The following is a 24,831-nucleotide window of genomic DNA, read 5'->3' on the forward strand; positions in this document are numbered from 1 at the left end:
CAGAGGGGACGGAATGCGTGGCGGGCGTTGGGCCGGGGTGCCGCCACGCATTCCGGGGCCGCTGTCACAGGCGGAGATCGAGCGCTCTCATCAAGGCGTGGAGCGCTACGGGCGCCGGCCTGTGATGGCCACTATCCGGTCGAGGAGCGGAGCGTCGGCGGGGACCTCGACGGCCGGGCCCCACAGGCCCTCGACGGGAGCGTTCGGGACGAACGCGGCCACGTGGGCGTAGCAGGCTTGCAGCGTGTCGTCGGGGAGGTCGAAGGGCTGGCCGGTGGCCTCGGCGAGGTCCCAGATGTGCACCACTATCTCGGTGAGTGCGACCTTCCCCCAGGTGTCGTTCGGCAGGTCGACGCCCGCGGCGACGGTCGTGCCCTGCCAGGCCGCCGGGTCGTCCCAGGCGTCGCCGAGCGCCTGCACGTTCTTGGCGACGCTGCCCCGCCAGTCGTCGCCGGGGTTCGCGGCATTCAGCTCAGTGCTGGCTGCGTCGGTGCCCTTGCGGGCGAGGCCGGCGAACCCCTGAGAAGCCTCGTCGACGTGGGTGATGAGGTCACGGACGGTGTATTCGGTACAGGGAGTGGGACTGGTGAGCTGCTCATCGCTCACGCCGGCCAGCACGTCGATCATCTGGCGGCAGGCCGGCTTCAGGTCGATCACGGTCTTTTCTCCTCGGTCGCGCGATGCGGTCACACAGACAGACGGTTCGCGGGACAAGAACTCATCGGTCTGCTGCGGCCAGCAGGCGACGGTGACCGGACTCGCCTTCCCCGCCACCGCGCAGGCGGCCGTGAGCTGCGCGGCCGGCGTGTGGAAGGCCCAGTACTACGCCAACACCACACTCACCGGCACCCCGAAGGCCACCGTCTGCGACACCTCCGTCGCCGAGAACTACGGCCTCGGCGACCCCGCCGGCGTCACCCTGCCGAGGGACAGGTTCGGCGTCCGCTGGACCACCACCCGCGACTTCGGCTCCGGCGGCCCCTTCGACCTCACCGTCGCCGTCCAGGACGGTGCCCGCGTCTACCTCGACGGCTCCCGCAAGATCGACCTGTGGCGCGACGTCAGCCGGACGCAGAGGAAGACCCTCCGCCTCACCGTCCCGCGCGGGACCCACACCCTGCGCGTGGACTTCGCCGCCTTCACCGGCGCCGCCGACATCGCCTTCACCTACCAGCCCGTCACCGGTGCCGCCGACAGGACCGCACCCCTGGCGCCGGCCGGCGTGAAGGCCGGCTACGCCCCGGCCACCCTGAGGGCGACCCTGACCTGGTCCCGCAACCCCGAGCTGGACCTGGCCGGCTACCGCGTCTACCGCCGCACCGCAGGCACCGGCGACTGGAGTCAGCGCACCAGCACTCCGGTCACCGGCACCGGCTTCACCGACACACCCCCGGCCACCGGCGCCACGTACGAGTACGCCCTGCGCGCCGTCGACCGCTCCGGCAACCTCTCCCCGCTGTCCGCCCCGGCACGCGTCGTCAGCGCCGACAAGGAGGCCCCCGCCACCCCGACCGGACTCACGGCCACGTACGACGACTTCGGCGCCCGGCTCTCCTGGTCCGCGGTGACCGGAGCGAGCGCCTACGAGGTGCAGCGCTCCCGCACGCCCGAAGGGCCGTACGCCTCCCTCTCCGTACCCACGCAGAGCACCGCCCTGACCGACCCCGGCGCCACCGCGGGCACGACCTACCACTACCGCGTACGGGCCCTGGACAGCGCCGGCAACGCCTCCGCGTACTCCGCGCCCGTCCAGCTCGCCACGACCGAGCCCAAACCCCTCCCGCCGGCCCGCGTCTCCGCCCAGGGCTGGGTCGACCGCAACACCGTCGGCTGGCGGTACGACGGCGACGCCACCCACCGGTTCCACGTCTACGCCGCCGAGTCGGCCGACGGCCCCTGGACCCGGCTGACCGGGACCCCGGTCACCGGCTCCGCCTACGACGACGTCACGGCGCCCGTCGGCCGGGCGCGCCACTACCAGGTCAGGACGGTCACGGCACACGGCACGGAGTCGAACCCGTCGGCGACGGCCTCGGCCACCCGCACCGGCGACGTCACCCCGCCGCACATGCCGTACGGCCTGGACGCGTGGAACGGCACCGACGGCGTCCACCTCGCCTGGACGGCCAACACCGACGACACCGATCACTACCTCGTCCTGCGCAAGCCGATGTTCGGCGCGTGGGAGGAGATCGCCGTGGTGCGGGGCGCCGTATATCTGGACGCCGCCGCCCAGGTCGACGTGCAGTTCGGCTACACCGTCCGCGCCGTCGACGCGGCCGGCAACGTCTCCCCCCTGCCCGAGCCCGGCTACGGCACCGTCTACGGCAAGCGCCTGCCGGTCCGCGAGAAACCGGCCGCACCCGCCTCGGCGACCGCGACGGCCGTGAACGGCAACGTCACCGTGGAGTGGACCGCGAGCACGTCGGCCGACGTGGCGGGCTACTACGTCTACCGCACGACCTCCTCGGACCCCACGTCGGCCTACTCGGTCTCCCCGCTCGTCACCGGGACGACGTTCACGAACGAGAACGTGCCCGCCGGAAAGACCTGGTACTACGTCGTCCGCGCCGTCAGCAGATACAGCATGTGGTCCGACTTCTCGCCGACGGCCGAGGCCACCGTGCCCTGCCCGGCGATGACCGCACCGGCCACTCCCCGGATCACCGGGGGCGGCAGGGGCGCTGACTTTGTCCGGCTCGACTGGGAGGTGGGAGCGTGCGACCAGGGGACCACCGTCTCGTACAACGTCTACCGGTCCACGTCCGCCTCGGACGTCTTCACCCCTGAGCACCGCATCGCCTCCGGCGTGACACAGCCGACCTGTACGGACCCGGTCCCGGCTCGGGCGTATTACTACTACGTCGTCACGGCCGTGGCCGCCGACGGCACCGAATCGGCCCCGCAGGCAAGGCCGTTCGAGATCTCGACACAGGCACCCTGAGCCGCGAGGCTCCACTGGTCAAGGGGAGGCCACCGAGCCGTGTGCGTCGGTGGCATCCCAGTGCCTGGGCCCTCCGCAACTTCCTTTTCCGAAGGGGTTGCTGACGGAGAATAATCATGACAGGTGCATGACCTGAAGGGCTTCCGGGGCATACGATCGCAAGGCCCCGAAGAGCGGCCGACGGCGCGCCCTTCGGTGCCGGACCTCCCCCCACGGATGAAGGAGCAGCAATGCCCCTCAGCACATGGCTCAAGGCAGGCACGTGCGCCGCGGCGCTCACCCTCGCCATGGCGAGCGTCGCGACCGCCGCCCCCGCGAGTACCCGGGTAGCAGCCGTGACCCTTCGGTACGACGACACCCGCGCCGGAGGCTGGGAAGCCGCGATCGCGGCCGGAGTCGCCTCGTGGAACGCGAACGTGAGCAACGTCAGGCTGGTGGAAGCGGCGCCCGGCACCACGGCCGAGATCGTGATCGTCGCCACCACGGGCTGGCCGCAGGCCACACTCGGCCCCGTCCGCCCGGGCCGTCAGGTCCGCGTCGAACTCGGCAGCCAGGCCGTGAGCGACGGCTACGACAAGACCCGGATCGCCGCCCACGAACTGGGCCACAGCCTCGGCCTGCCGGACACCAAGCCCGGCCCCTGCTCCCAGCTGATGTCGGGTTCGAGCGCCGGTACGGCCTGCACCAACGCCGTACCCGACGCGAGGGAGAAGTCCCGCGTGCAGTCCGCCTACGCGAGCGCCGCGCTCGCACCCGCTGACGGCCGGACCCTCGTCGACGCGCCCTGAGCCCACTGTCACAGCCACCGATGAATTTCCTGCGCTGGTGCGGTCTACCTCTCGATGAAAGGAGCGCACCATGCGCAAGATCGTTGTCTGTACGTTCCTGTCGCTGGACGGCGTCATGCAGGCGCCCGGTGGTCCGGACGAGGATGCCGAGAGCGGGTTCGCGTACGGCGGCTGGCAGAAGGCGGTGAGTGACGACGAGGTCGGTGCGGCCATCGCCGGGTGGTACGAGTCGTCCGACGCGATGCTGCTCGGGCGTAAGACGTACGAGATCTTCGCGTCGTACTGGCCGACCGCCGATCCCGGCAACCCGTTCACCGAGCGGATGAACAGCATGCACAAGTACGTGGCGTCCAGGACCCTGGCGTCGGTGGAGTGGCAGAACTCCACGCTGCTGGAGGGCGACGTCACCGATGCCGTACGGACGCTGAAGGCATCCGACGGCGGCGACATCAACGTCGTCGGCAGTGGCGACCTCGCCCAGACCCTCATGCGGCACGGCCTCGTCGACGAGTACCGGCTGACCATCCATCCGGTGATCATCGGCACCGGCAAGCGGCTGTTCGCCGACGGGGCGATCCCCGCCGCGCTGGAGCCGGTCAGCGTGTCGACGACGAAGGGCGGCACGGTGGTCGGCGTCTACCGACCGAACGGCGAGCCCAGCTACGACAGTTATTAGTCCACGGGCAGCGGGTTCGGCCGCCCCGCGCTTCCAGTGCTGCGTGCGCGGACAGCGCCGCCTGTTCGCCGCCCAGCACTCCCCGCAGCCCTGTCTCCCGCAACGCGACCGCCACGGCCCGGCAGGTCGAGGGCGTAGACGGTGTAGTCGTCCGCGATCAGGGTACGGCGCGTCGTCGCGGTGAACCCGTACGACTACCGCGACGGCACCGCCCGGTCCGGTCTCCTCGCGCGCATGGTCATCGGCGGAATCATCGCCCCGGGGGTGGGCAAGGTGATCGCCGAGCAGGAGCCCAAGCCCGTCCTGCGCAGAATCCTGCAAGGCGGCGTCGGCGACAAGGCCGCTTTCCGGGAGGACTACCTCGACGAACTCCTCCAGTCGGGCAGGCGTCCCGGCCGTCGCCCGCGCCCTGTACCGGAACATGCCCAGCCTCATCGCGGCCCGCTCGCGCTGCCCGCCGCCGACTTCACGCAGGTACCGGGAGCGGACCACTTCATCGCGCTGGAGCGGCCGGACGTGGTGGCCGACTTGCTGCACGCGATGGTCTGAAGCGCGCGCTCTTTGGAATACCCATTGTCCGTGCTCTCGTCGCCGACAAGAAGTACTCCGTCAAGGTCCTTACCCGGGACGCCACTTCCGCCCGGGCCCAGGAACTCATCGCGTTCGGAAACGTCTCCGTCCATCCGCAGCTACGAGATAGCGATCGAAAGATACCGGCGACGTCGCCGGGGCGGACCAGGTGTTCGCCCCGGATGTGATCGACCACAACCCTGCTCACCGTCTTCATGCCTCACGACGCGGAGCGCTTCCTCAGCTCCGTACGAGGTCATAGGAGTCGGTGACCAGTTCCTCGACCAGGGCGGCGGTGACGCCCGGGCCTGCGCCCACGGAGATCCAGTGGGCCTTGTCGAGGTAGCGGCCCACGCCGACCGAGGGGTACGTCGCGCGCAGCCGCCGTCCGTGTTCCGGCTCCGCCTTGACGGTGATGATCCGCTCGCCGGGGTCGTCGGTGACGATCAGGAAGACCTTTCCGGCGACCTTGCGGACGTCCAGGCCGGGGGAGAAGGGGCGGCTGCTCGTGGTGCCGGGCAGCGCGTCGGCCGTCCGGCGCGCCGCCCGCTGCAACTGCTCCCCGGCGAGGGTCACCGCCCGCCCCCGGCGCCCGGGTCCACCGGCCGCTGCGCCCTCGGCAGGCGGTCGACGACCAGCCGGTAGGAGTCGGTGACCAACTCCTCGACCAGGCCCTCGTCGAGGACACCGCCGTGCAGGGTGATCCAGTGCTTCTTGTTCATGTGGTAGCCGGGAGTGATCTCCGCGTACTGCGCACGCAGCGCCACCGCGTCGTCGGGCGCGGACTTCAGGATCACCATCGGTTCCCCGGTCACCTCGGTGACCAGCATGAACACCTTGCCGCGCACCTTGTGCACGTCCCACTCGGGGCCGAACGGGTGCTCCAGTACGGTGCCGGGCAGCCCCTCGGCGTACTGAGCGGCCAGCCGCTGCACTTCCGCGCCGTCCATACCGCGCGCCTCCTTCCTTCCGTACCGTCAGGACGCGATCGCCTCGGTCGTGGTCTGGCTGAACGCCCAGTTGGAGTGCACGATCCGCCACTCGCCGTCGACCAGCCGGTACGCCTCCGTGGAGTTCCAGGCGCGCAGCTGCCGCTCCTTGCCGTCGTCGTCGAGGACGTACGTGTCGAGGTTGTAGGCCAGGACCGCGAAGTCGCCGCCCTCGCTGACGTGCACGACGGGGTTCAGGTACTCGCTGCGCACGATGTGTGGGTTGGTATAGGCCGCGTCGATGTGGGCGATCACCTCGTCACGCCCCACGATCACGTCCTTGAGGATCGGGTCGAAGTAGCTGATCTCCTCGGCGTAGTTGTCGAGGTAGCCGCGGTTGTCACCGGCGCTCCACCGCTCGTTGAACGACTTCTCCAGCTCCAGAACGGTCCTGCTGATCGCGGCCTTGTCGACGCTCATCGCGTGTCCCTCCGTGGACGCTCGGCGTGTGTGAACTCCGGTACCGGACGGCACCGGCGGCCCGCCGTCGCGGACCCGAGATCCACTCTGTCCCGCGCCTGACCGGCCACCGCCCTGAACTGCGGGCACATGATGGTCACTGGCGGACAACCGGACGAGAGCCCCACCCCGCTGTTCGGCTTCCAGCCGCCGGTCGGCACCCCGTACAGCACTGGAGGTCACCACGATCGGGGACTTCCACACCGATCACGATGACCACTACCTGATCCTCGTGACGTCCGGCGTACTCAAGCACGACGTCGACCACATCACCCGGACCGCCGCCCCCGGCCAATGGCTCTGGGGACGCCCCGGACGCACCCAGTGCTGGCACCCGCCCGCCAACGTCACCGGCCCTTCATCCTCTTCGAGCCGGACGTCCTGGATGCCGCGACCGCCCGCCTCCTCGAAGCCCGCCGCCTGGGCAGCACGGGCAGAACACCCGGACAACAGCTCCGGCCCACGCTCCGATCGGCCTCTTTGAGGCAGCCCTGACCAGCACCCCATCCGCGGCCGGTGAGCGTCCCGAGAGAGCGCACCTGACTCGCGCCGGGGGCCTGCGTCAGTCGTTCTGTCTGGCCGAGAGCCCCCGGGTGACGAGGCTCAGCGCCCCCGCCAGTTGTTCGCGGTGGTGGTGCAGCAGACCAGGAGTGAGGCCGGTGTCCGCCGTGTCGTGGGCGAGGAGGTCGGTCGCCACCTTGAACACGGCGTTCATGGCGGCGGCCTGCGAGCGGACCTCGAACCCGTCGGACGGCAGGCCTGCCCGTGTGGCCAGCGCTTCGGCGAAGGAGTCCTCCGCGCGCTCCCCGAGCACGAGATAGACGGCGCGCAGCCCGGGCTCGAACCGGGTCAGCCGGACCACGGCGTGGACGGCCTCGATGTCCGCGTCGGACGACGAGTCGAGGACCGGGCGGTAGGCCTCGCGCAGATGCTCCGTCAGTTCGATGCCGGGCGGCCAGGTGCGCAGGGCCGCCCGGAAGGCGTCGACCACCTGGGTGAGCAAGGGCTCCACGCAGCTCTCCTTGGTGCGGAAGTGGCGCCAGAGGGTGCGTTCGGAGACCCCGGCGGCCTTCGCGATCTCCTCGCCGGAGGTGGCGGCGACGCCCCGTTCGGCGAAGAGCCGCACGGCATGGCGGGAGATGCCGAGGCGTTGCCGCTCGCGCTGTTCGCTGCTCACGGGTGGCCGGCCCCGACGAGGTGTGCGGCCGGCGCCCGCTCTGAAGTCCTCCATCGGGTGATCTTAGGCAGGCCCTTGCGCGCGGGCCGATTGGCGCGAACATTATTGGCAGCCACTGACAGCAAAATGCTACGGTCGGGCCACCGGAAGGAACACCGGAGGAGAGCCATGAGCGTTGCCGCCGAGCGCCTGCAACTGCCCTTCACCCGTCCGAACGTTCTCGACCTCGCCCCCTTCTACGCCGTGCTGCGCCGGGAGGCTCCGGTCGCGCCCGTCACCACCCCCGCCGGGGACCCCGCCTGGCTGGTCACCCGCTTCGACGAGGTCCGGGACCTGCTCGGCGACAAGCGGCTCGGCCGCTCCCACCCCGAACCGGAACGGGCCTCGCGCATCACCTCCGCCGCGATACTCGACGGCCCCTCGGGCAACTACGACACCGAGGAGGCCGACCACAGCAGGATGCGCCGGCTGCTGACCCCGGCGTTCTCGGCCAAGCGGATGCAGATGCTCTCCGGCCACGTGCGGGACCTGGTCGACCGCTGCATCGACCAGCTGATCACCGACCACGCGGACGCCCCCGACGGCGTGGTGGACCTGCACGCCGGCCTCGCCTTCCCGCTGCCGGTCGCGGTCATCTGCCGGCTGCTCGGGGTGTCCGAGGACGACCACGAGTACTTCGCCTCGCTGTCGGGACGCATGTCCAACTTCGCCATCGGCGACGACGCCCACCGCGCGCGCGACGAGTTCAGCCGCTACATGACCGGCCTCGCCGAGGCCAAACGCGGGCGGCCGGGCGAGGACGTGATCTCCGACATCGTCCGTGCCCAGAGCACCGACCCGGACTACGACTACGACGAGATGATCCGGCTCTGCGTCGGACTGCTGTTCGCCGGGCACGAGACCACGGTCAACCGCATCGGCCTCGGCACACTCCTCCTGCTGACCCACCGCGAACAGTGGCGGGCGCTGGCCGACGACCCGGCCGGCCGGGTCAACGCCACCGTCGAGGAGATCATGCGCATGGGCGCGCCCGGTGACCTCGGGCTGCTGCGGTACGCCCACACCGACCTCGACGTCGCCGGCGTCACCATCCACCGCGGCGACGCCGTGATCCTGTCCGTCAACGCCGCCAACCGTGACACCACCGCCTACACCGACGCCGAGATCTTCGACCCCGACCGCGCGGAGCGCAACCATCTCGGATTTGGCCACGGCGTGCACTTCTGCATAGGGGCCAGCCTGGCCCGCGTCGAACTGCGCGTCGTGTTTGCCGCCCTGGCCCACCGCCTGCCCGGCCTGCGGCTCGCCAAAGCCCTCGACGAGCTGGAGGTACGCACCACCCTCACCGGCGGCGTCACCGCACTGCCCGTCACCTGGTGACCGCGGCGGAGCGGGGCGGCTCCAGGCAGTGAGCCCGGCGCGGGCCGGGCTCATCCGGAGGCGTTCCAACTTTCTGCGAGGGAGGTCAGGCAGCCGGACAGGGGGACGGACCGCCGGATTCGGCTGCGGGCTGCGCCAGGATCTGCCGTGCGGCATCGCACTGCCGCCGCAGCAGCAGCTTCCAGGTGGGGAGGAGGTCCGGACTCCTGGTGAGCGCGTGCCGCTGGGCCATGGCGAGACCGGTGTACGCCGACCGCAGATAGCCGGTCCTGTCCTTGCAGGTCACATCGGCCCGTGCGGTCGGCTCGGCCCGGAACGTCGCTTTCGGGGGGAGGCCGTCCAGCACCTGCAACGGATCACGGAACACGAATCCCGCCTGCTTCATGCAAGCGGCCCATCGCGCGTTCAGCGACGTGAAGCCGGGCTCCCGCCACAGCAGGTTCTTCGCCTCCACCTCCGCTTTGTAGAGCCCGACGCGGGTCTGCGACCAGCTCTTGAGGTTCTTCTTCTCCCCGAACAGCCGCGCGTCGGCCTGCGCCTGGCAGCCGCGCTCGTCGTAGAGCGCCCGCATATAGTCCTGGTCCACGGGGCCTGGCTTCTCGGTGATCGGGCTCTCTCGCGTCACCAGGGGCTGTTCGAGAGATTCCAGTCCGAACGGCTTGGGGCGGTCGGGGGTTCCGATCTCGGCAGGGTCCAGGTCCGGGTACGTGAATCCGGCCTTCCTCATGCAGCGCGCGATCAGCTTGCCCTGCGCCGCGGTGATCTGGCCGCCGACCTGCGCGGTGTCGTACACGGCGGCGTAGATGGGCGGGAGCCAGTGGGGCGGGACGGTGTCCGGAGCGGGGGAGGGGCCGGCGGCGGGAGCACCCGAGCACGCTGTGCCGAGCGCCACGGCCACCGGCAACAGCAGCGCTGTCACGGTGAGGTGCCTCGGCGGCCGGTGGCCGCCGAGGTCCTCCCGTAGGCCGGAGGTCATCCGTCCAGGTTGAAGCATGGGACGATCGTCCTGGGCCTGAGGAGCAGCGAGCTCGCCTTGTCGTTGGCACTGGCGGGCAAGTACTGCCCGGTCTGCTTACCGGGGTTCACGCAGAACAGGAAGCCCACGTGGTTGACGTCCCGGTAGTAGTGGCTCTCGTACCCGCCGGACGAGGAGTTGCTGGCCGCGGTGACGTTGTCGTTGACCACCCCACCGCCGTTGGTGAAGGAGTCGTTCGTGAAACTGGAGTCGCTGTCGAAGTAGTTGTGGCGCTGGTCGTCGCCCTGGATGTCCTTGAACACACAGTGGTAGCCCGGCGGGCAGTTGGAGGCGGCCGAGGCGGGCGAGCCGGCCAGGATCCCTCCCAGCGTGATCGCCGCCACCGAACCGAGTGCCGTCGCCGCGCGTGCGATGGTCAGTTTTCTCATGGGTGTTTTCCTCACGATCGAGGTCTCAGCGGTGTCCTTGTGGACCGCACTCCCCACGGTGTGGCGTGAATGTGGGCGGGCACCTTGTAAGAACCTTGCTTTACTGGTCAGCGCGGACGCGGGCGGTGCGCAGAGGTGACTCGGGGTGGACATGGCGGACTTTCTGCTGCTGGGGACGGTCGAGTTACGGCGCGCGGACGGCACGGCCGTGGACCTGGGGCCGGCCAAACAGCGCACGGTCCTGGCGGCGCTGCTGGTGGACGCGGGCCGCTGGGTGCCGGTGGAGACCCTGATCGACCGGGTCTGGGGGCAGGACCCGCCCGCACAGGTGCGCCCCTCGCTGTACGCCTACATCGCCCGGATCCGCCGGCTGCTGGCGGGCACGGACAGCGATGCCGCGCGGCTGCGGCGCGGTACCGGGGGCTATCTGCTCGACGTACCGCTCGACCGGGTCGACGTGCACCGCTTCCGGCACCTGGCCGAACAGGCCCGCCGCGCCGACCGCGCGGATGCCGAGCGGATCGTGCTGCTGTGCGAGGCGCTGGGCCTGTGGCGCGGTGAGCCGCTGGCGGGGCTGCCCGGCGAGTGGGCGCAGCGCGTCCGGCACAGCTGGCGGCAGCACCGCATCGAGGCGGTGATGGCGCGGACCGATGCCGAGCTGGCCCTGGGCCAGTACACGGAGGTGATCGGCGCGATGACGGGTCTGCTCGCCGAGCACCCGCTCGTCGAGCCGTTCGCCGTGGCGCTCATGAGGGCACTGCACGCCGCCGGCCGAAGCCCCGAGGCACTGGCCGCCTACGCTGGACTGCGGAAGCGGCTGGCCGAGGAACTGGGGGCGGATCCGGGTGCCGAGGCGCAGCAGGTGCATCAGGCGATCCTGCGCGGCGAGCCCGCCCAGCCCGCGGCTCGCGCAGAGGAGCGGCCCACGCAGGCCCTCCCGGCACAACTGCCCCTGGAGGCAAGGGGGTTCACCGGCCGGGCGGAAGAACTGGCCCGCCTGGACGACATCCTGGCCGCCGACCCGGAGCGGCCGGTCACGGTGGTCATCTCGGCGATCGCCGGAGCGGGCGGCGTCGGCAAGACCTGGCTGGCGCTGCACTGGGCGCACCGCCACACCGGGCACTTCCCCGACGGTCAGCTCTTCGTCGACCTGCTGGGCTTCAACCCGTCGATGCCGCCCATGGAACCGGCCACGGCCCTGCGGGGCTTCCTGGAAGCGCTGGGCGTCGCCCCGGGCGCCGTACCGTCCACGCCGCACGGCCAGACCACCCTGTACCGGAGCCTGCTGGCGGACAAACGGATGCTGGTGGTCCTGGACAACGCGGGCAGCCCGGACCAGGTCGTCCCCCTGCTGCCCGGCAACCCGGACTGCGCGGTGCTGATCACCAGCCGCCGCAAGCTGACCGAACCGGTCGTCCGGCACGGTGCCCGGCCCCTCGGGCTCGACGCGTTGAGTCCCGACGACGCGCGCCGCGTCCTGGACACACGGCTGGGCGCCGAGCGCACCGCCGCCGAACCGGACGCCGTCGACGAACTGCTGGCCCACTGCGGCGGATATCCCCTCGCGCTGGGCGTCATCGTCGGCCGCGCGGCGTGCACACCGCGGCTTCCCCTGGCCCGACTCGCCGCGGAGCTGCGGGAGTCCACGACCAGGCTGGACGCCCTCGACGGCGACATGCCCGCGGCGAGCCTGCCGCAGGTGCTGTCCTGGTCGTACAACGCCCTGGCACCCGAACAGGCGCGGCTGTTCGCGTTGCTGGGACTGGCGCCCGGCCCCGACATCGGCCTGTCCGCGCTCACGTCCCTCGCCGACCTCCCCGGACCGGCGGCCCGCACGGCCCTGCGCGGCCTGGAGAACCTGCACCTCGTCGAGGAGTACGCCCCCGACCGCTGGCGCATGAACGACCTCGTACGCCTGTACGCCGCCGACCGGGGCCGCCAGGACCTCCCGCCCGGCGACCAGGACACGGCGCTACGGCGGCTGGCCGAGTTCTACCTGCACACCACCTGCGCGACCCGCCCGGTGATGGAGGTGCACGAGACGCCTCATCGACTCGGCGACCCCGTACCCGGCTGCCGGCCGCAGCGACCGACCACCCAGGCCGAGGCCGTGCAGTGGCTCGCCCGTGAACTGCCCAACCTGCTCGCCGCCCAGAGCCTGGCGGCCGACCGGGGCTGGCGGCACCTCGTGTGGCAGTTCGTCTGGAGCCTGGACCACTTCCACAGCCTGCTCGGGCACGTCCGCGACAGAATGGCGATGTGCACCGCCGCCCTCGCGGCCCTCGACCACGACGACCCGCTCGATGTCCACGTGATGGTCCACCGGCAGCTCGGGCACGCGGCGGCCCATGTCGGAGCGCACGACGAAGCCACGAAACACCTGATGCACGCGCTGAGCCTGGCCGAGCGGTCCGGCGATCACGCGACTCAGGCCCGCATCCACATCTCGCTCGCGCAGGCGTACGGGCAACAGGACCACCTCCCCGGGGCGCTGGACCACGCCACCCGCGCCCTGCGCCTGCACCAGCAGGTGGACCAGCCGGTGACGAAAGCCACCGCGCTCAACTCGGTGGGCTGGTACAGCGCCCGGCTCGGACGCTTCGACCAGGCGCGCGAGCACTGCGAAGCGGCACTGGAACTCTCCCGCCGCATCCGGCACGACTCCCTGGAAGCCGACGTTCTGGACAGCCTCGGCTACATCGCCCACCACACCGGCCGCCACCTCGAAGCGGTGCACCACTACCAGCTCGCCGCGGCCCGGTACCGCGCCCTCGGCGGGGACTACTGGGCCGCCGACACGCTCGACCGCCTGGGCCACGCCCACCACGCGCTCGGCCGGCCCGACCGGGCGCGCACCACCTGGGAAGAGGCGGCCGGGATGTACCGGCACCAGCACCGCCTCGCACCCGCCGAACGCGTCCAGCGCCAGCTCGACGGGCCCTGCGGAACATCTCGGCCGTCCTGAGGTGCTTCTCGAACCTGCGCAGGAGAGCCCGCACGGCGATCCACAGGTCGGGGGCCAGGTTCGCCGACGCCTTCAGGACCTCGTCGGCCGGCGTCGAACCACGGCACCTCCATCAGGATGTTGAGATCCTGTTCACGGGGCTGCTGCCCGTGAAGTTCGCACGCGACACCGGGCTGAGGTACGGATGGACGGCCCCGACCACGGCATTTCCTCGGCCTGCTTCCACCCGGCCACTACTCGTGCTGGTAGCCGGCTCCGGGGAACGGTCACGCGGTCGGTGCGAGGGGCAGCCGTGCCGTGACCTCGAACCCTCCGCCCGGGGTCGGCTCGGCGTTGAAGTCCCCGCTGAGCAGCTGACAGCGTTCACGCATGCCCAGGATCCCGCGGCCGGGCTTGTCCCCCCGGACCGTGCCGTTGGTGCCGGCGCGGCCCTGGTCGGTGACGCGGATCTCCAGATGGTCGATCCCGGTGTTCACCGCGACCGTCACCCGGGTCGGGCCGGTGTGCCGGATGATGTTGGTGATCGACTCCTGGAGAATCCGGTAGGCGGCGCTGTCCACCGCGCTCGGCAACCGCGCCGAGGGCGGGTCCACGCTGAGCGTGACGTCCAGTCCGGCGGCGCGTGCCTCGGCGGTGAGGTCGTCGATCTGCTCCAGGCTCGCGTGCGGCACGGGTCGGTCGTCGTCGCCCCGCAGGACGCCGAGGATGGCCCGCATCTCCTGGAGCGTCCGGGAACTCGTCTGCTCGATGGTCTGCAGCGCTTCGCGCGCTTGCTCCGGGCGCTTGTCGAGCACGTGCGCGGTGACCCCGGACTGCACGTTGATGATCGCTATGGCGTGAGCGACGGTGTCGTGGACCTCGCGCGCGATCCGCAGGCGCTCGGCATCGACCCGGGCGCGTGCCTCCTCCTCACGGGTCCGCTCGGCCAGTTCCGCACGCTCTTGGGCGTCGGCGGCGATGACCCGCCGGGACCGGACGGACTCGCCGAGAGTCGTGCTCATGGCCGTCACCCCGATCCGGAAGAACACCCAGCCGATGGCCTCGCGCGGCTCCACGTCGGCGGACGCGGACAGCCACCCGGCGGCCAGGACCACGGCGCCCACGCCGGCGACCCTCAAGGACCGCCGCCCGTCACCGTAGGCGGCGACGGTGTACAGGGTGATCATGAGGCCGAGCCAGCCGTACCCGTCCGGGAAGTCGAGGGCGTAGTACACCAGGCTGGCGACCGCGGCGACGGTGAACGCCGCGACGGGCCACAGACGGCGGACGGCCACGACCAGGCCACCCACCACCAGCAGCGCGTACCCGAGGTATCCGACGTCGCCGAGCCACCGCTGTTCCGTCCCCCTGGCGGCGGCGAGGGCGACCGTTCCCTGCACCTGCATGGCGGTGACGAAGAGCGCGAGCAGCACGTCTTGGGTCAGCACCCGCAGCGGGAACGGCCCGGGGCGGAGATTCATACCGTGATCCTACTGTTCGGGCCCCCGCGGGAGGCTCCGCCCGAAGGCGCGCTCCGCTACGTCGACAGGCGCATCGCGGCGCGGCGGCCTACGCCCGATTGCGTAGGGACGACCGTCCGTCGTCAGAGGCCGTCGCCGCCCCGTGTGCGGAACGATCGCCGATGTGACCGGTCGATCTCCCCGTATCGAGAAGCGAGCCGTGCCACAAGGCTCGACTACTGAGGAGCAGTGATGACTACCGAGACTCCACGGACAGATGGAGCTCTGGCGAGGCTGGGTCGCTTCTGTTACCGCCGTCGCCGCCTGGTCCTCCTGACCTGGATCGTCGGCGTGATCGTCGTGGCATTCGTCGGGTTCACCTTCGGCGCCGCCCCCGACGACGACTTCTCCGGCGGAGACTCCGGGTCGGCCAAGGCGCAGGAGCTGATCCAGAAGCACTTTCCCGAACGGTCGGGGGACACGCTGACCCTCGCGATCAAGGCGGACAAGGGGATCGACGACCCCGCCGCCCGGCGGACGATCGAGAAGGTCGTCAGCGACATCTCCGACTCGCCCGTCACCGGCCCGGTCGTCTCGCCCTACCAGGACGCGAAGCTGGTGACGAAGGACCGTCATATCGCCCGTATGACCATCCCGCTGACCGACAAGGACGTGGACAAGAGCGACGTCAAGCCCTTGGTGGACGTGGTCAAGAAGGCCTCCGGCGACGGCGTCGCCCTCGGGCTCGGCGGGTACATGGCCGAGAAGGCCGAGACTCCCGCGCAGGGTCCCGCCGAGAGCGTGGGCATCGTGGCGGCTGCGGTGATCCTGTTCATCGCCTTCGGGTCGCTGGTGGCGATGGGCCTGCCGCTCATCACCGCCCTGCTGGCACTCGCCGCTGGCCTCGCGCTGATCAAGCTGGTGGGCCACGTGGCCCCCGCGCCGGATTTCACCATGATCTTCGGCGTGCTGATCGGGCTCGGCGTGGGCATCGACTACGCCCTGTTCATCGTGACCCGCTACAAGGACAGCCTGCACGACGGCGACACCCCCGAGACCGCGACCGTCACGGCCATCGCCACCGCCGGCCGCGCGGTGCTGTTCGCCGGACTGACCGTCGTGATCGCGTTGCTGGGCCTGATCGTCATGGGACAGCGGCTGATGACCGGGGTGGCCGTCGCCACCTCCATCGCGGTGCTGGTGACGATGATCGCCGCGGTGACCCTGCTGCCGGCGTTCCTGGGGTTCACCGGCCACAAGATCGACTCCCTGCGCCTGCCCCGGCGCGCGTCCCGCCGAAGCCAGGCCGACGGCACCCGCCCCCCGCACCGCACCCGCGCCGAGCGCTGGGCCGGTGTGGTGCAGCGCAGGCCGCTGATCGCCGCGCTCCTCGCCGGCGGGTTCCTGCTGGTGCTGGCCGCCCCCATGCTGGACATGCGGCTGAGCCAGCCCGACGCCAGCGTCCAGCCCCGCGACCGGAGCAGCTACCACTCGTACAAGATCCTCTCCGAGGGCTTCGGACCGGGCTTCGGAGCGCCCCTGATCTTCGCCACCGAGGTCGGCTCCGCGACCACCGACCTGGGCCCCGTGGTCGCGGCGGTCGGCCGCACCGAGGGCATCGCCCAGACCACGCCGCCCCAGGTCAGCAAGGACGGGCGGGCCGCCACCTTCACGGCCTTCCCCACGACCGGATACCAGGACGAGGCGACCGCCGACCTGGTGCACAAGCTCCGCGACGACGTGCTCCCCGAGACGCCCGGCGGCAAGACGGTCCTCATCGGCGGACCGAACGCCACCACCATCGACGTCTCCGAGGACTCCGCCGCACGCCTGCCGCTGATGATCGGGGTCGTCATCGCGCTGTCCATGCTGCTCATGCTCGCGCTGGTCAGGTCGGTCACCATCGCCCTGCAGGCCGCGGTGATGAACGCGCTCTCGATCGGCGCCGCCTTCGGTGTGGTGGTCGCGATCGTGCAGTGGGGATGGCTCGGCCGGGTCTTCGGTTTCCCCACCGAGATGCCGGTCACGAGCTGGGTGCCGATGACGATGTTCCCGGTCCTGTTCGGCCTGTCCATGGACTACCAGGTGTTCCTGATCTCGCGGATCCGTGAGGAGTACGAGCGCACCGGCGACACCAGGCTGTCCGTCGCCCGCGGACTGGCCCGCACCGCCCGGGTCATCACGGCCGCGGCCGCCATCATGATCGCCGTCTTCATGACCTCCGTGCTCGGGCCCGACGTCGCGGTCAAGCAAGGGGCCGTGGGCATGTCCATCGCCGTGCTCATCGACGCCACCGTCGTGCGGATGGTCCTGATGCCCGCGGTGATGGAGCTGTTCGGCAAGGCCAACTGGTGGATGCCCGGACGCTGGGCGTCCAAGACGGTCCCGGCGCCCCCGGCCGAGATCGGGGGAGGGGTCAAGGTCTGACCCTCCTGCGCGGCCTGGATCCACCGTCACGGCGGATCCAGGCCGTCCCCTTGCGCCTTCTCACCTGCGTACCAAGCCTTCGAAAGGACCCTCATGTCCGTCCACCACCTGCTCACCGCCGTACCCGCAGCCGCACAGGTCCAGCTCGCCGAGAACGGCGACGGCTCCGGCCGGGCCGGGCCCTGCTGCTCGCACTGGCCGGTCTGGTCGTCGGCGTGTGGGCGCTGCGCTCCGCCGCTCGCGCCCACCGCGCGCAGGGACCCGGCAGGGCCTTCACCGCCATGGCGCTCGGACTGGCCGGCGCCGTCGTCGCCGCTGTCGCGCTGGCCGGTTCCGACGCGGACGTCGGCACCGGCAACGGGCAGGGCGGGGGCGTCGTCGCAGTCGTGCTCGCGCTGATCGCCATGGCCGTCGGCGGCCTGGCGGCGGCCCGGTCGCGCCGCACCGCCTGACCGGGCCGGGCGTACGGCTCGACCTCCTTGTCGCCGACCGTCGCGCAGGTGGCGGCGGGCGGCGCGTCCGCCCGGCCGGGGCTCAGCGGCCGGAGTGAACAGCTCGACGAGGTTGCCCGCGGGGTCGGCCAGCAGCAACTGGCGCCCGCCGGGCCCCGACACGATGTCGCTGCGCAGCACCACGTCCGCCTTCTGTAGCCGGTCCCGCTCGGCCTCAAGATCGTCGACGACGAGGTGGATACGGTTGCGCCCGCTGCCGGAGAGGTCCGCGGGCGTGGCGCGCGCTCCCGAACTGGGCGGGCCGGAGAGCAGCAGCCGCAGCGGCCTCCGTACGACATCCGCGAAGGCGGGCGGATGCGCGGTGAGCACGGTGAAGCCGAGGTGCGTGGTGTAGAAGTCGATCGCGGCCCGGACGTCGTCGACGATGTAGCGGACGCTCGCCAGGGCGCCCTCGCTCTCGTTCCCGGTCATAAAGGATCTCTCCTTGCGGCGGGCGGTCGGCCGAGTGCGCGGTGCGGCCGGAAGGGCGCTTCGCCGTGTGGCCGTTGACGGTCGGAGCATAGGCCGCGTCTCCGCCGTTGTCCGCAGGGCGGGCCGGCCCGAGAGGGATGGCGGTGCCCCTGTTCACGGTCGTCTTCTCCAACGGAGTGCCGGGCGATCCCACCACCGCCGTGTTCCCCGACCTCGACTTCAAGCTCTTCGAGATCGAGCCCGGACTCCACACCGATGCCGCTACGGGGTGACGAGCCCCGTCCGATAGGCGATGACGACCAGTTGCGCGCGGTCCCGTGCCCCCAGTTTCACCATGGCGTGGCTGACGTGGGTGCGCGCGGTGGCCGGGCTCAGACACAGCTCGGCGCCGATCTCGTCGTTGCTCAGGCCCTGTCCTACGAGAGCCAGCACTTCACGTTCACGCTGGGTCAGGACGGCCAGTCGTTTCTCGCCAGCCCGCGTGGTGACCCGTTGCGCGGTGTACTGGGCGATCAGGCGCCGGGTGATGCGCGGGGCGAGCAGCGCGTCCCCGGCGGCGACGACCCGGATGGCATGGAGGAGTTCGGCCGGTCCCGCGTCCTTGAGCATGAAGCCGCTCGCGCCGGCCTGTAGTGCCTCGAAGACGTACGCGTCGGTTTCGTAGGTGGTGAGGATCAGCACCCGGACCCGCTGGAGCCCCGGGGTCCTGACAATCTCGCCGGTCGCCTGGATCCCGTCGAGCTTCGGCATCCGGATGTCCATGAGGACGACGTCGGGGCGGGTCGCCCGGGTCCGTTCGACGGCCTCGGCACCGTCGGTGGCCTCCCCGACCACCTCGATGTCGTCCTCGACGTCGATCAGGACCCTGAACCCGGAGCGCACGAGCCGCTCGTCATCGGCGAGCAGAACCTTGATCGGTGAGCTGACGAGCGGGGAGGTGTCTGCCGCGTTCATGGCTCAGGATCCTACTGCCGGGGCAGGTGACGCCGACCGCTCGTCCCTTCCCGATCACCTACGACGCAGAGCGCGTTCTCACACCGGCCCCGTACGCAGAACTGCGTACGGGGAGCCGTCCGCCGTCGGAGGACGGCGCGGTGCGCCGACGCGACGATTCCCTCGTGCACCCGCTGACGGACCTGAGCACATCCCCGACCCCATCGACCCGAAGGACGCTCTTCGATGCGTAAAGCCATCGCCGGACTGGCGGCAGTGATCATGTTCGCGATCGTGGTGCAGTTCTTCCTGGCCGGCAGCGGAGCGTTCGACACCGCGTCGGTCGACGAGGCGTTCCGGCCGCACCGGATGCTGGGCTACCTGATCGTCCTCCTGTCGGCCGTGACGACGCTGATCGCCGCGTCGGCCCGGGTGCCCGGCCGGCTCGTCGGCATGACCGGTCTCCTCGTCGGGCTGGGGATCGCCCAGCCGGTGATCGCGGCCATCGCCAAGGCGTTCAGCGACACGGACGACTCCTCGACCGCGGGACAGCTCGTCTTCGGCCTGCACGCCGTCAACGCGCTGGTCATGATGGCCGTCGCCGTCAGGATCCTGCGCCTGGCGCGAGAACTGCCGACCACCCCCGCGCCGGCCGCCGGACCCACCCCGGGGCCGACCCGGTGACCACGGCGCGGCTGATCCTCCTGGACCACGCCGTCGCCCTGCTGGGCGTCGTGTCGTGGTTCGGGGCCGGCGTCGCGGCGGCCCTGCGGCGTCACACGTTCGGACTCGTCCTGCTCGGCGCGGCTGCCTCGGTCACGCTCGCCCGGGTCGCCACCGTGTCTGTCCTGGCCGGCCGCGGCTGGTGGTTCGTGGCCGAGAAGGTGCTGCTGGGGCTCCCGCTGCTCGGCGTCGCCGGGCTGGCCGCGGTGATCATCGCGGGGCCCCGGCTGCGGGCGGCGGGAAAGACCGGCGAGCACCTGCCGGCGAGGTGCACCGTCTCACTGCTCACCGCCGCCTACGCCGCGCTGGCCGGCCTCCTGGTGACCTTCCTCGCCGGATACCCCCTCACCTGGTCGACAGCGCTGATCACGGTCTCCCTGGTGTCGGCCGCCGCCGTCCTGACCGCCCGGGTCCTGGCGCGAGAAGCAGACGGCGAAGGCGTGCGCGGGACGACGGACCGCCGTACCGCCTTGCCCCGCCGCCGGTTCGCCGGCATCGCCGCCGGAGCCGGTGTCGTAGGCATGGGGGGCACCGGCGCCGGCCTGCTGCTGCGATCCCCCGACCCCGTCGTCACCGGAGGCGGCGCCGCCCACCCGCCCGGCTCCCACCGGGCACGGTCGGTGGCCGGTCTGCGCGGCCCCGCCGGTCCGGCCCCCGGCGGTACCCGGCGCCGGTACGTGCTCACCGCGAAGACGGCCACGGTACGACTGGCGTCCGGCAGAAAGATCGACGCGTGGACGTACGACGGCCGGCTACCGGGCCCGGCGATCACCGCGACCGAGGGCGATCTGATCGAGGTGACGCTGCGCAACAGCGACATCGAGGACGGGGTCACGCTGCACTGGCACGGTTACGACGTGCCGTGCGGCGAGGACGGTGTGCCCGACCTGACCCAGCGTCCGGTGGCGCCCGGTGAGGAGTTCGCCTACCGGTTCCGCGCCGACCAGGTGGGTACGTACTGGTACCACACCCACGAGGCCTCGGACCCCGCCGTACGCAAGGGACTGTACGGGACGCTCGTCGTGACCCCACGAGACGGACGGCCGACGGGTGAACTCGACCTCACGCTGCCCGCGCACACCTTCGCCGGCACCGTGGTCCTGGGGGACCGGGACGGGCGCACCACCCACACCGCGGCGCCCGGTACGACGGTACGGCTGAGGCTGATCAACACCGATTCGGATCCGCACCGCTTCGCGCTGGCCGGGACACGGTTCCGCGTCGCCGCCGTCGACGGCCGGGACCTCAACCGGCCCGAGCAGGTCCGTGACGTGAGCCTGCGGCTGCCCGCCGGCGGGCGCTACGACCTGGTGTTCGCCATGCCCGACACGGCCGTCGCGCTGGTTCTCGCCGACGGCGGCGACACCGGGGTGCTGCTGCGCCCGGACGACGGCGCCGGGGACGAGCCGCGCACCGAGGACACCTCCGACTGGCCGGAGCTGGATCTCCTGCGGTACGGAACGCCGGCCCGCGCCTCCTTCGACCCGGACGCCGCCGACCGCAACTTCACCCTCGTCCTGGACCGCTCGCTCGCCGTGGTCGACGGCGGGCCGGCCTACGCGCAGACGGTCAACGGACTGGGGTACCCGTCGATCCCGGACCTGCTGGTCGCCGAGGGTGAGGTCGTCCGGTTCAAGGTCGTCAACCGGAGCCTGGAGACCCACCCCTGGCATCTGCACGGCCACCCCGTGCTGATCCTGTCCAGGGACGGCAGGCCCCCCTCCGGCAGCCCTCTGTGGATGGACACGTTCGACGTGCGGCCGGGCGAGGTCTGGGACGTGGCGTTCGAGGCCGACAACCCCGGGATGTGGATGAACCACTGCCACAACCTTCCCCACGCCGAGCAGGGAATGATGCTGCACGTCGCCTACGACGGGGTCACTACACCCTTCGGGGACACGCACACCGGCCACTGACCCGAACCGGCGTCCCTCAGCAGCGAGACGAGCAGGTCGCGCACCTCGCCGGAGCCGGGGTCGCGGCTGACCTCGACGGGCCCGCGCCGCCCCGTACCCGGGACGGTGTCGTGCTCCGGGACATGTGCTGACCGAACGGCATCGCCGCTGGTCGGCGGACGGAACCTGGCGGGGCTGCGGATCGAGGCCGATGTCGGCGATCCCGACGGCGTCCTGGCCCGTGAGCCGGAGCGGGCGGTGTCCTCGGCATGCGCTTCCGCCTTCGCCCCGTGTACCGACGTCCGTCAGCAGGTCCGTGGGGTCTCGCCGTCGTCCTGATCGGCCGAGTAGAGCAACTCGATGACACGTTCCTCGTAGCGGATACGGGCCGGGGAGAAGTCGTACGGCATCTTGCCGATGGCCTCCATCGCGCTCATCTCCCTCTCGCCGGTGTGGTCGTCCTCCTGGTCGAAGAGGGCGTCGAGGGTCTCGTCCAGGCCGGATCCGGCGATGGCGGCTGCCAGGGCGGTCTCATGGGCGCACCGCTGGGCGGCGAGGTCTTCGATGCGGGGGTCGTCGGGGGAGACGGTGTCGTCGAGGGCTGCTGCGGCCTCGGTCAGGCGGTCCTCCTCGGCGCGCAGGTCGGGGTGGGTGGCCAGCGTGGTGAACCGGTCGGCCTGGGCGGCGGCGCCCAGAGGGCCGAAGATGCGCTCCGTGACGAGGAGGGTGTCGAGGTCGGCCGGGCGGAGGGCCTGGGGCGGCAGGTCGTGCAGACGGCCGCTGACCAGCGGTGAGAGCAGGCCCAGGGGGCTGCCGGCCTCACGGAGGCGGTGTACGGCGGCCCGCTGGGCCTCGATGGCGGCTGCCTTGGCGGCGAGGGACTCCTCCAGCCGGGACAGGGACTGCTCGATGCCGCCGGTGGTGCCCTGGAAGCCGGCCCGGATGTCGTCCAGGGAGACACCCGCGTCGGCCATCTTGCGGATCCACAGCAGGCGGACCATGTCGTCGTACCCGTAGCGGCGGCGGTCGTCGCTGCCGCGTTCCGGTTCGGGGAGGAGCCCGATGGCGTGGTAGTGGCGGATGGCGCGGGGCGTGGTCCCGGCGAACGCGGCGGCATCGCCGATCTTGACCCGGCGGGGAATCACGGAAAAGGGCATACGGGGGAACCTTTCGGTGTCGTGCTCGCCGCCAACTGGACCATATGCCGCTACGGCACATGCAACTCCCGCTCCCCGAGCGAAGCCCAGGCTTGCCCAGTGTGCTTACTAACTTGTAAGTTAGAAGTATGAATACGACCCTGTCCGATGTGGCCGCGACAGACACCGAAGGCGTCGAGGCGTTCTGCGCCCGATGGGAGAAGGCGTGGAACGACCACGACGGCGATGCCGCGGCGGCACTGTGCGCGCAAGACCTGGTGTACGACGAACCGGCGCTGGGGAAGACGTCGTACGGCCCCGACAGCATCCGCGAGTTCGTGACGCACATGTCCCGCGGCTTCCCCGACTACACCTTCACCCGCATGGGCCTGTACGGGGAGGTGACCCGGCGGGCCGTCCTGGTGGCCTGGCGTTTCTCGGGGACGCTCGCGGGCACCGACCGGCGCGTGGAGTTCCACGGCGACGACCGTCTCGAACTGGGTGAGGACGGGCTGATCCACGCCTACCGCTGCCTGTACGACTACCACTCCGTACTGAGCCAGATCAGCGACGCGGAATCCACGAAGTGACCGGCGGAACCCGCCAGACGCGTAAGCCCGCGGCGGTGCGGCGGGCCGAGATCCTGGAGGCAGCCGACGCGGAGTTCGCCCTGAAGGGACTGTCGGGGGCGGGCTTCGAGGCGATCGCCGCACGCGTCGGGATCTCGCACCCGCGCATCGTGCAGATGTTCGGCTCGAAGCGTGACCTGTTCCTTGAGGTCGTACACGCGGCCTACGACAGGGTCCAGGCCACGTTCGAGAACGCCGACCCGGCACTCGACGCGCTCGGTGACGCCTACCGGCATCTCCTCCAGAGCCGGCCCACCGTCGGCCCCGTTCTGCTCCAGGCGTACGCCGCGGCAGGCGACGCGGCGGTCCAGGCGTCGGTGCGGGAGCGCCAACTCGCCCTTCAGCAGACCGTCACCCGTCTGACGGGCGCCGACCCGATGCAGGTGCGGTCCTTCCTGGCCACCGGGCTCGTCCTGACGGTCTCCACCGTGCTCGATCTGCCCGAGCGGCGTGCCGACGCGGAGTGGTGCGCCTGGATCATCGGGCTCCCGGCACCACTCGCCGAATGAGGACATACATGACACAGAATCTGAAGATCCCCACGGCTTCAGGCACCTTCGACGCGATCGCCGCCGGACCTGCCGACGGCCGCCCCGTCCTGCTCCTGCACGGCTTCCCCGAGACGGCCGTCCTCTGGGAACGACAGGTCGCCGCGCTGGGCGACCGGGGCTTCCGCGCGGTCGCCCCCGACACCCGCGGCTACTCACCCGATGTACGCCCGACGAAGGCCGATGCCTACGGGGTGAGCGAGCTGGTCGGCGACGTCCTCGCGACAGCGGACGCGCTCGGCTGGAACCGCTTCGACCTCGTCGGACACGACTGGGGTGGCGCCGTCGCCTGGTGGACCGCCGCCGGGCACGCCGAGCGACTGCGCACACTCACCGCCGTCTCGACGCCGCACCCGAGCGCGCTGGCCGAAGCGCACCGCACCGACGACGACCAGCGCCGCCGCTCGCAGTACCAGCAGGACTGGCGGAACCCCGGCACGGTGGACCGCTTCCTGGCGGACGACGCCGCAGTGCTGCGCTCCCTCTACCAGGGCAAGGTTCCCGACAGCCATGTCGAGGCGTACGTACGGCGCCTGTCCGAGCCCGGCTCCCTCGACGCGGCCCTCAACTACTACCGCGCCGACCGCCCCGATGGCGCCGTCGGACCGGTCCAGGTGCCCACGCTCTACGTCTGGGGCGCCGAGGACATCGCGCTCGGCCCCAGCGCGGCTCACGCCACAGAGAAGTGGGTGGACGGCCCCTACGCGTTCCACGCGCTGCAAGGCATAGGCCACTGGCTCCCCGAAGAGGCCCCGGAGACCCTCACCGGCCTGATCATCGACCACCTCCACGCCCATTAGCCCGCGCGGCCCGGACACGTCCTGGG

24 protein-coding genes and 1 pseudogene are annotated in these 24,831 nt (G+C 71.2%); 14 read left to right on the forward strand and 11 right to left on the reverse strand.

The window, feature by feature from the left end:
* Positions 1-105 precede the first annotated feature (105 nt).
* Positions 106-657: a TIGR03086 family metal-binding protein gene (locus J8M50_RS47525; protein WP_010359533.1), complete on the reverse strand. Its 552-nt coding sequence runs from the start codon at positions 655-657 to the stop codon at positions 106-108.
* Positions 658-748: 91 nt separating this feature from the next.
* Between J8M50_RS47525 and J8M50_RS47530 the strand changes: the two genes are divergently transcribed.
* The 4 genes from J8M50_RS47530 to J8M50_RS47545 all read left to right on the forward strand — a co-directional run bounded on the left by J8M50_RS47530 (position 749) and on the right by J8M50_RS47545 (position 4,957).
* Positions 749-2,944, forward strand: coding sequence for a PA14 domain-containing protein (locus tag J8M50_RS47530; RefSeq protein WP_010359535.1), 2,196 nt, complete (start codon positions 749-751; stop codon positions 2,942-2,944).
* 230 nt (positions 2,945-3,174) lie between these two features.
* Positions 3,175-3,732 (forward strand): snapalysin family zinc-dependent metalloprotease, encoded by a 558-nt coding sequence (locus tag J8M50_RS47535; RefSeq protein WP_010359536.1) that lies wholly within the window; start codon positions 3,175-3,177, stop codon positions 3,730-3,732.
* Positions 3,733-3,802: 70 nt separating this feature from the next.
* Positions 3,803-4,408 carry a dihydrofolate reductase family protein gene (locus tag J8M50_RS47540; protein WP_010359537.1) on the forward strand — a complete coding sequence of 202 codons (606 nt, stop codon included), beginning with the start codon at positions 3,803-3,805 and terminating at the stop codon, positions 4,406-4,408.
* A gap of 180 nt (positions 4,409-4,588) precedes the next feature.
* Positions 4,589-4,957, forward strand: coding sequence for a hypothetical protein (locus J8M50_RS47545; protein WP_010359538.1), 369 nt, complete (start codon positions 4,589-4,591; stop codon positions 4,955-4,957).
* 261 nt (positions 4,958-5,218) lie between these two features.
* Here the strand turns inward: J8M50_RS47545 and J8M50_RS47550 are convergent, their stop codons facing one another.
* The 4 genes from J8M50_RS47550 to J8M50_RS47570 all read right to left on the reverse strand — a co-directional run bounded on the left by J8M50_RS47550 (position 5,219) and on the right by J8M50_RS47570 (position 7,657).
* The gene (locus J8M50_RS47550; protein ID WP_010359539.1) at positions 5,219-5,554 is read right to left on the reverse strand and encodes an MmcQ/YjbR family DNA-binding protein; all 336 of its coding nucleotides are present in this window, start codon (positions 5,552-5,554) and stop codon (positions 5,219-5,221) included.
* Entirely contained in the window at positions 5,551-5,928 is a 378-nt protein-coding gene (locus J8M50_RS47555) for an MmcQ/YjbR family DNA-binding protein (RefSeq protein WP_010359540.1), read from the reverse strand. The genes J8M50_RS47550 and J8M50_RS47555 overlap by 4 nt, the downstream gene beginning before the upstream one ends.
* A 27-nt stretch (positions 5,929-5,955) precedes the next feature.
* Positions 5,956-6,387: a YybH family protein gene (locus tag J8M50_RS47560; protein WP_010359541.1), complete on the reverse strand. Its 432-nt coding sequence runs from the start codon at positions 6,385-6,387 to the stop codon at positions 5,956-5,958.
* Positions 6,388-6,988: 601 nt separating this feature from the next.
* Positions 6,989-7,657: a TetR/AcrR family transcriptional regulator gene (locus J8M50_RS47570; RefSeq protein ID WP_223786451.1), complete on the reverse strand. Its 669-nt coding sequence runs from the start codon at positions 7,655-7,657 to the stop codon at positions 6,989-6,991.
* A gap of 114 nt (positions 7,658-7,771) precedes the next feature.
* On the opposite strand from J8M50_RS47570, the gene J8M50_RS47575 reads away from it, so the two are divergent.
* Positions 7,772-8,983 carry a cytochrome P450 gene (locus J8M50_RS47575; RefSeq protein ID WP_010359543.1) on the forward strand — a complete coding sequence of 404 codons (1,212 nt, stop codon included), beginning with the start codon at positions 7,772-7,774 and terminating at the stop codon, positions 8,981-8,983.
* Between the two features lie 85 nt (positions 8,984-9,068).
* Here J8M50_RS47575 and J8M50_RS47580 read toward each other — a convergent pair whose 3' ends face one another.
* Positions 9,069-9,959: a hypothetical protein gene (locus J8M50_RS47580; RefSeq protein WP_010359544.1), complete on the reverse strand. Its 891-nt coding sequence runs from the start codon at positions 9,957-9,959 to the stop codon at positions 9,069-9,071.
* Positions 9,956-10,387 (reverse strand): peptidase inhibitor family I36 protein, encoded by a 432-nt coding sequence (locus tag J8M50_RS47585; RefSeq protein ID WP_010359545.1) that lies wholly within the window; start codon positions 10,385-10,387, stop codon positions 9,956-9,958. Before J8M50_RS47585 ends, J8M50_RS47580 begins: the two co-directional genes overlap by 4 nt.
* 151 nt (positions 10,388-10,538) lie before the next feature.
* On the opposite strand from J8M50_RS47585, the gene J8M50_RS47590 reads away from it, so the two are divergent.
* Positions 10,539-13,352 (forward strand): AfsR/SARP family transcriptional regulator, encoded by a 2,814-nt coding sequence (locus tag J8M50_RS47590; protein WP_029184561.1) that lies wholly within the window; start codon positions 10,539-10,541, stop codon positions 13,350-13,352.
* Between the two features lie 266 nt (positions 13,353-13,618).
* On the opposite strand, the gene J8M50_RS47595 is transcribed toward J8M50_RS47590, so the two are convergent.
* On the reverse strand, positions 13,619-14,812 hold the full coding sequence (locus J8M50_RS47595) for a sensor histidine kinase (protein ID WP_010359547.1): 1,194 nt from the start codon (positions 14,810-14,812) through the stop codon (positions 13,619-13,621).
* A 231-nt stretch (positions 14,813-15,043) separates the two neighbouring features.
* On the opposite strand from J8M50_RS47595, the gene J8M50_RS47600 reads away from it, so the two are divergent.
* Positions 15,044-17,218, forward strand: a complete 2,175-nt coding sequence (locus J8M50_RS47600; protein ID WP_029184562.1) for an MMPL family transporter — start codon at positions 15,044-15,046, stop codon at positions 17,216-17,218.
* A gap of 215 nt (positions 17,219-17,433) precedes the next feature.
* Positions 17,434-17,670 (forward strand): DUF6223 family protein, encoded by a 237-nt coding sequence (locus tag J8M50_RS49950; RefSeq protein WP_233450180.1) that lies wholly within the window; start codon positions 17,434-17,436, stop codon positions 17,668-17,670.
* Between the two features lie 111 nt (positions 17,671-17,781).
* On the opposite strand, the pseudogene J8M50_RS47610 reads toward J8M50_RS49950, so the two are convergent.
* A pseudogene (locus J8M50_RS47610) lies at positions 17,782-18,231 on the reverse strand (VOC family protein); the annotation flags it as partial.
* A gap of 53 nt (positions 18,232-18,284) precedes the next feature.
* Here J8M50_RS47610 and J8M50_RS49575 point away from each other — a divergent pair.
* The gene (locus J8M50_RS49575; protein WP_256725175.1) at positions 18,285-18,413 is read left to right on the forward strand and encodes a hypothetical protein; all 129 of its coding nucleotides are present in this window, start codon (positions 18,285-18,287) and stop codon (positions 18,411-18,413) included.
* Here J8M50_RS49575 and J8M50_RS47615 read toward each other — a convergent pair.
* A complete protein-coding gene (locus tag J8M50_RS47615) occupies positions 18,403-19,095 on the reverse strand; it encodes a response regulator transcription factor (RefSeq protein WP_010359550.1) in 693 nt (230 codons plus the stop codon). The two genes, J8M50_RS49575 and J8M50_RS47615, sit on opposite strands and share 11 nt — an antisense overlap.
* A gap of 225 nt (positions 19,096-19,320) precedes the next feature.
* Between J8M50_RS47615 and J8M50_RS47620 the strand changes: the two genes are divergently transcribed.
* The gene (locus J8M50_RS47620) at positions 19,321-19,758 is read left to right on the forward strand and encodes a DUF6220 domain-containing protein (protein ID WP_010359551.1); all 438 of its coding nucleotides are present in this window, start codon (positions 19,321-19,323) and stop codon (positions 19,756-19,758) included.
* Positions 19,755-21,713: a multicopper oxidase family protein gene (locus J8M50_RS47625; protein WP_010359552.1), complete on the forward strand. Its 1,959-nt coding sequence runs from the start codon at positions 19,755-19,757 to the stop codon at positions 21,711-21,713. The genes J8M50_RS47620 and J8M50_RS47625 overlap by 4 nt, the downstream gene beginning before the upstream one ends.
* Positions 21,714-21,997: 284 nt before the next feature.
* On the opposite strand, the gene J8M50_RS47630 is transcribed toward J8M50_RS47625, so the two are convergent.
* Positions 21,998-22,849, reverse strand: coding sequence for a MerR family transcriptional regulator (locus tag J8M50_RS47630; protein ID WP_010359553.1), 852 nt, complete (start codon positions 22,847-22,849; stop codon positions 21,998-22,000).
* Between the two features lie 128 nt (positions 22,850-22,977).
* Between J8M50_RS47630 and J8M50_RS47635 the strand changes: the two genes are divergently transcribed.
* From J8M50_RS47635 to J8M50_RS47645, 3 genes are read left to right on the forward strand one after another with little or no spacing between them, the layout of a single operon-like run.
* Positions 22,978-23,418, forward strand: a complete 441-nt coding sequence (locus tag J8M50_RS47635) for an ester cyclase (protein WP_086014081.1) — start codon at positions 22,978-22,980, stop codon at positions 23,416-23,418.
* Positions 23,415-23,966 (forward strand): TetR/AcrR family transcriptional regulator, encoded by a 552-nt coding sequence (locus J8M50_RS47640; protein WP_010359556.1) that lies wholly within the window; start codon positions 23,415-23,417, stop codon positions 23,964-23,966. The genes J8M50_RS47635 and J8M50_RS47640 overlap by 4 nt, the downstream gene beginning before the upstream one ends.
* A gap of 8 nt (positions 23,967-23,974) precedes the next feature.
* Positions 23,975-24,805 (forward strand): alpha/beta fold hydrolase, encoded by an 831-nt coding sequence (locus J8M50_RS47645; RefSeq protein WP_010359558.1) that lies wholly within the window; start codon positions 23,975-23,977, stop codon positions 24,803-24,805.
* Positions 24,806-24,831: the final 26 nt, after the last annotated feature.

It is taken from the genome of Streptomyces acidiscabies (assembly GCF_020010905.1).
In the GTDB taxonomy this organism is placed as follows: domain Bacteria; phylum Actinomycetota; class Actinomycetes; order Streptomycetales; family Streptomycetaceae; genus Streptomyces; species Streptomyces acidiscabies.

Coding starts and splice junctions, on each gene's coding strand:
- J8M50_RS47585 (WP_010359545.1), bottom strand. CDS start 10,387: ATGAGAAAACTGACCATCGCACGCGCGGCGACGGCACTCGGTTCGGTG.
- J8M50_RS47540 (WP_010359537.1), top strand. CDS start 3,803: ATGCGCAAGATCGTTGTCTGTACGTTCCTGTCGCTGGACGGCGTCATG.
- J8M50_RS47630 (WP_010359553.1), bottom strand. CDS start 22,849: ATGCCCTTTTCCGTGATTCCCCGCCGGGTCAAGATCGGCGATGCCGCC.
- J8M50_RS47555 (WP_010359540.1), bottom strand. CDS start 5,928: ATGGACGGCGCGGAAGTGCAGCGGCTGGCCGCTCAGTACGCCGAGGGG.
- J8M50_RS47590 (WP_029184561.1), top strand. CDS start 10,539: ATGGCGGACTTTCTGCTGCTGGGGACGGTCGAGTTACGGCGCGCGGAC.
- J8M50_RS47635 (WP_086014081.1), top strand. CDS start 22,978: ATGAATACGACCCTGTCCGATGTGGCCGCGACAGACACCGAAGGCGTC.
- J8M50_RS47620 (WP_010359551.1), top strand. CDS start 19,321: ATGCGTAAAGCCATCGCCGGACTGGCGGCAGTGATCATGTTCGCGATC.
- J8M50_RS47600 (WP_029184562.1), top strand. CDS start 15,044: ATGACTACCGAGACTCCACGGACAGATGGAGCTCTGGCGAGGCTGGGT.
- J8M50_RS47580 (WP_010359544.1), bottom strand. CDS start 9,959: ATGACCTCCGGCCTACGGGAGGACCTCGGCGGCCACCGGCCGCCGAGG.
- J8M50_RS47535 (WP_010359536.1), top strand. CDS start 3,175: ATGCCCCTCAGCACATGGCTCAAGGCAGGCACGTGCGCCGCGGCGCTC.
- J8M50_RS47645 (WP_010359558.1), top strand. CDS start 23,975: ATGACACAGAATCTGAAGATCCCCACGGCTTCAGGCACCTTCGACGCG.
- J8M50_RS47615 (WP_010359550.1), bottom strand. CDS start 19,095: ATGAACGCGGCAGACACCTCCCCGCTCGTCAGCTCACCGATCAAGGTT.
- J8M50_RS47560 (WP_010359541.1), bottom strand. CDS start 6,387: ATGAGCGTCGACAAGGCCGCGATCAGCAGGACCGTTCTGGAGCTGGAG.
- J8M50_RS47570 (WP_223786451.1), bottom strand. CDS start 7,657: ATGGAGGACTTCAGAGCGGGCGCCGGCCGCACACCTCGTCGGGGCCGG.
- J8M50_RS47575 (WP_010359543.1), top strand. CDS start 7,772: ATGAGCGTTGCCGCCGAGCGCCTGCAACTGCCCTTCACCCGTCCGAAC.
- J8M50_RS47595 (WP_010359547.1), bottom strand. CDS start 14,812: ATGAATCTCCGCCCCGGGCCGTTCCCGCTGCGGGTGCTGACCCAAGAC.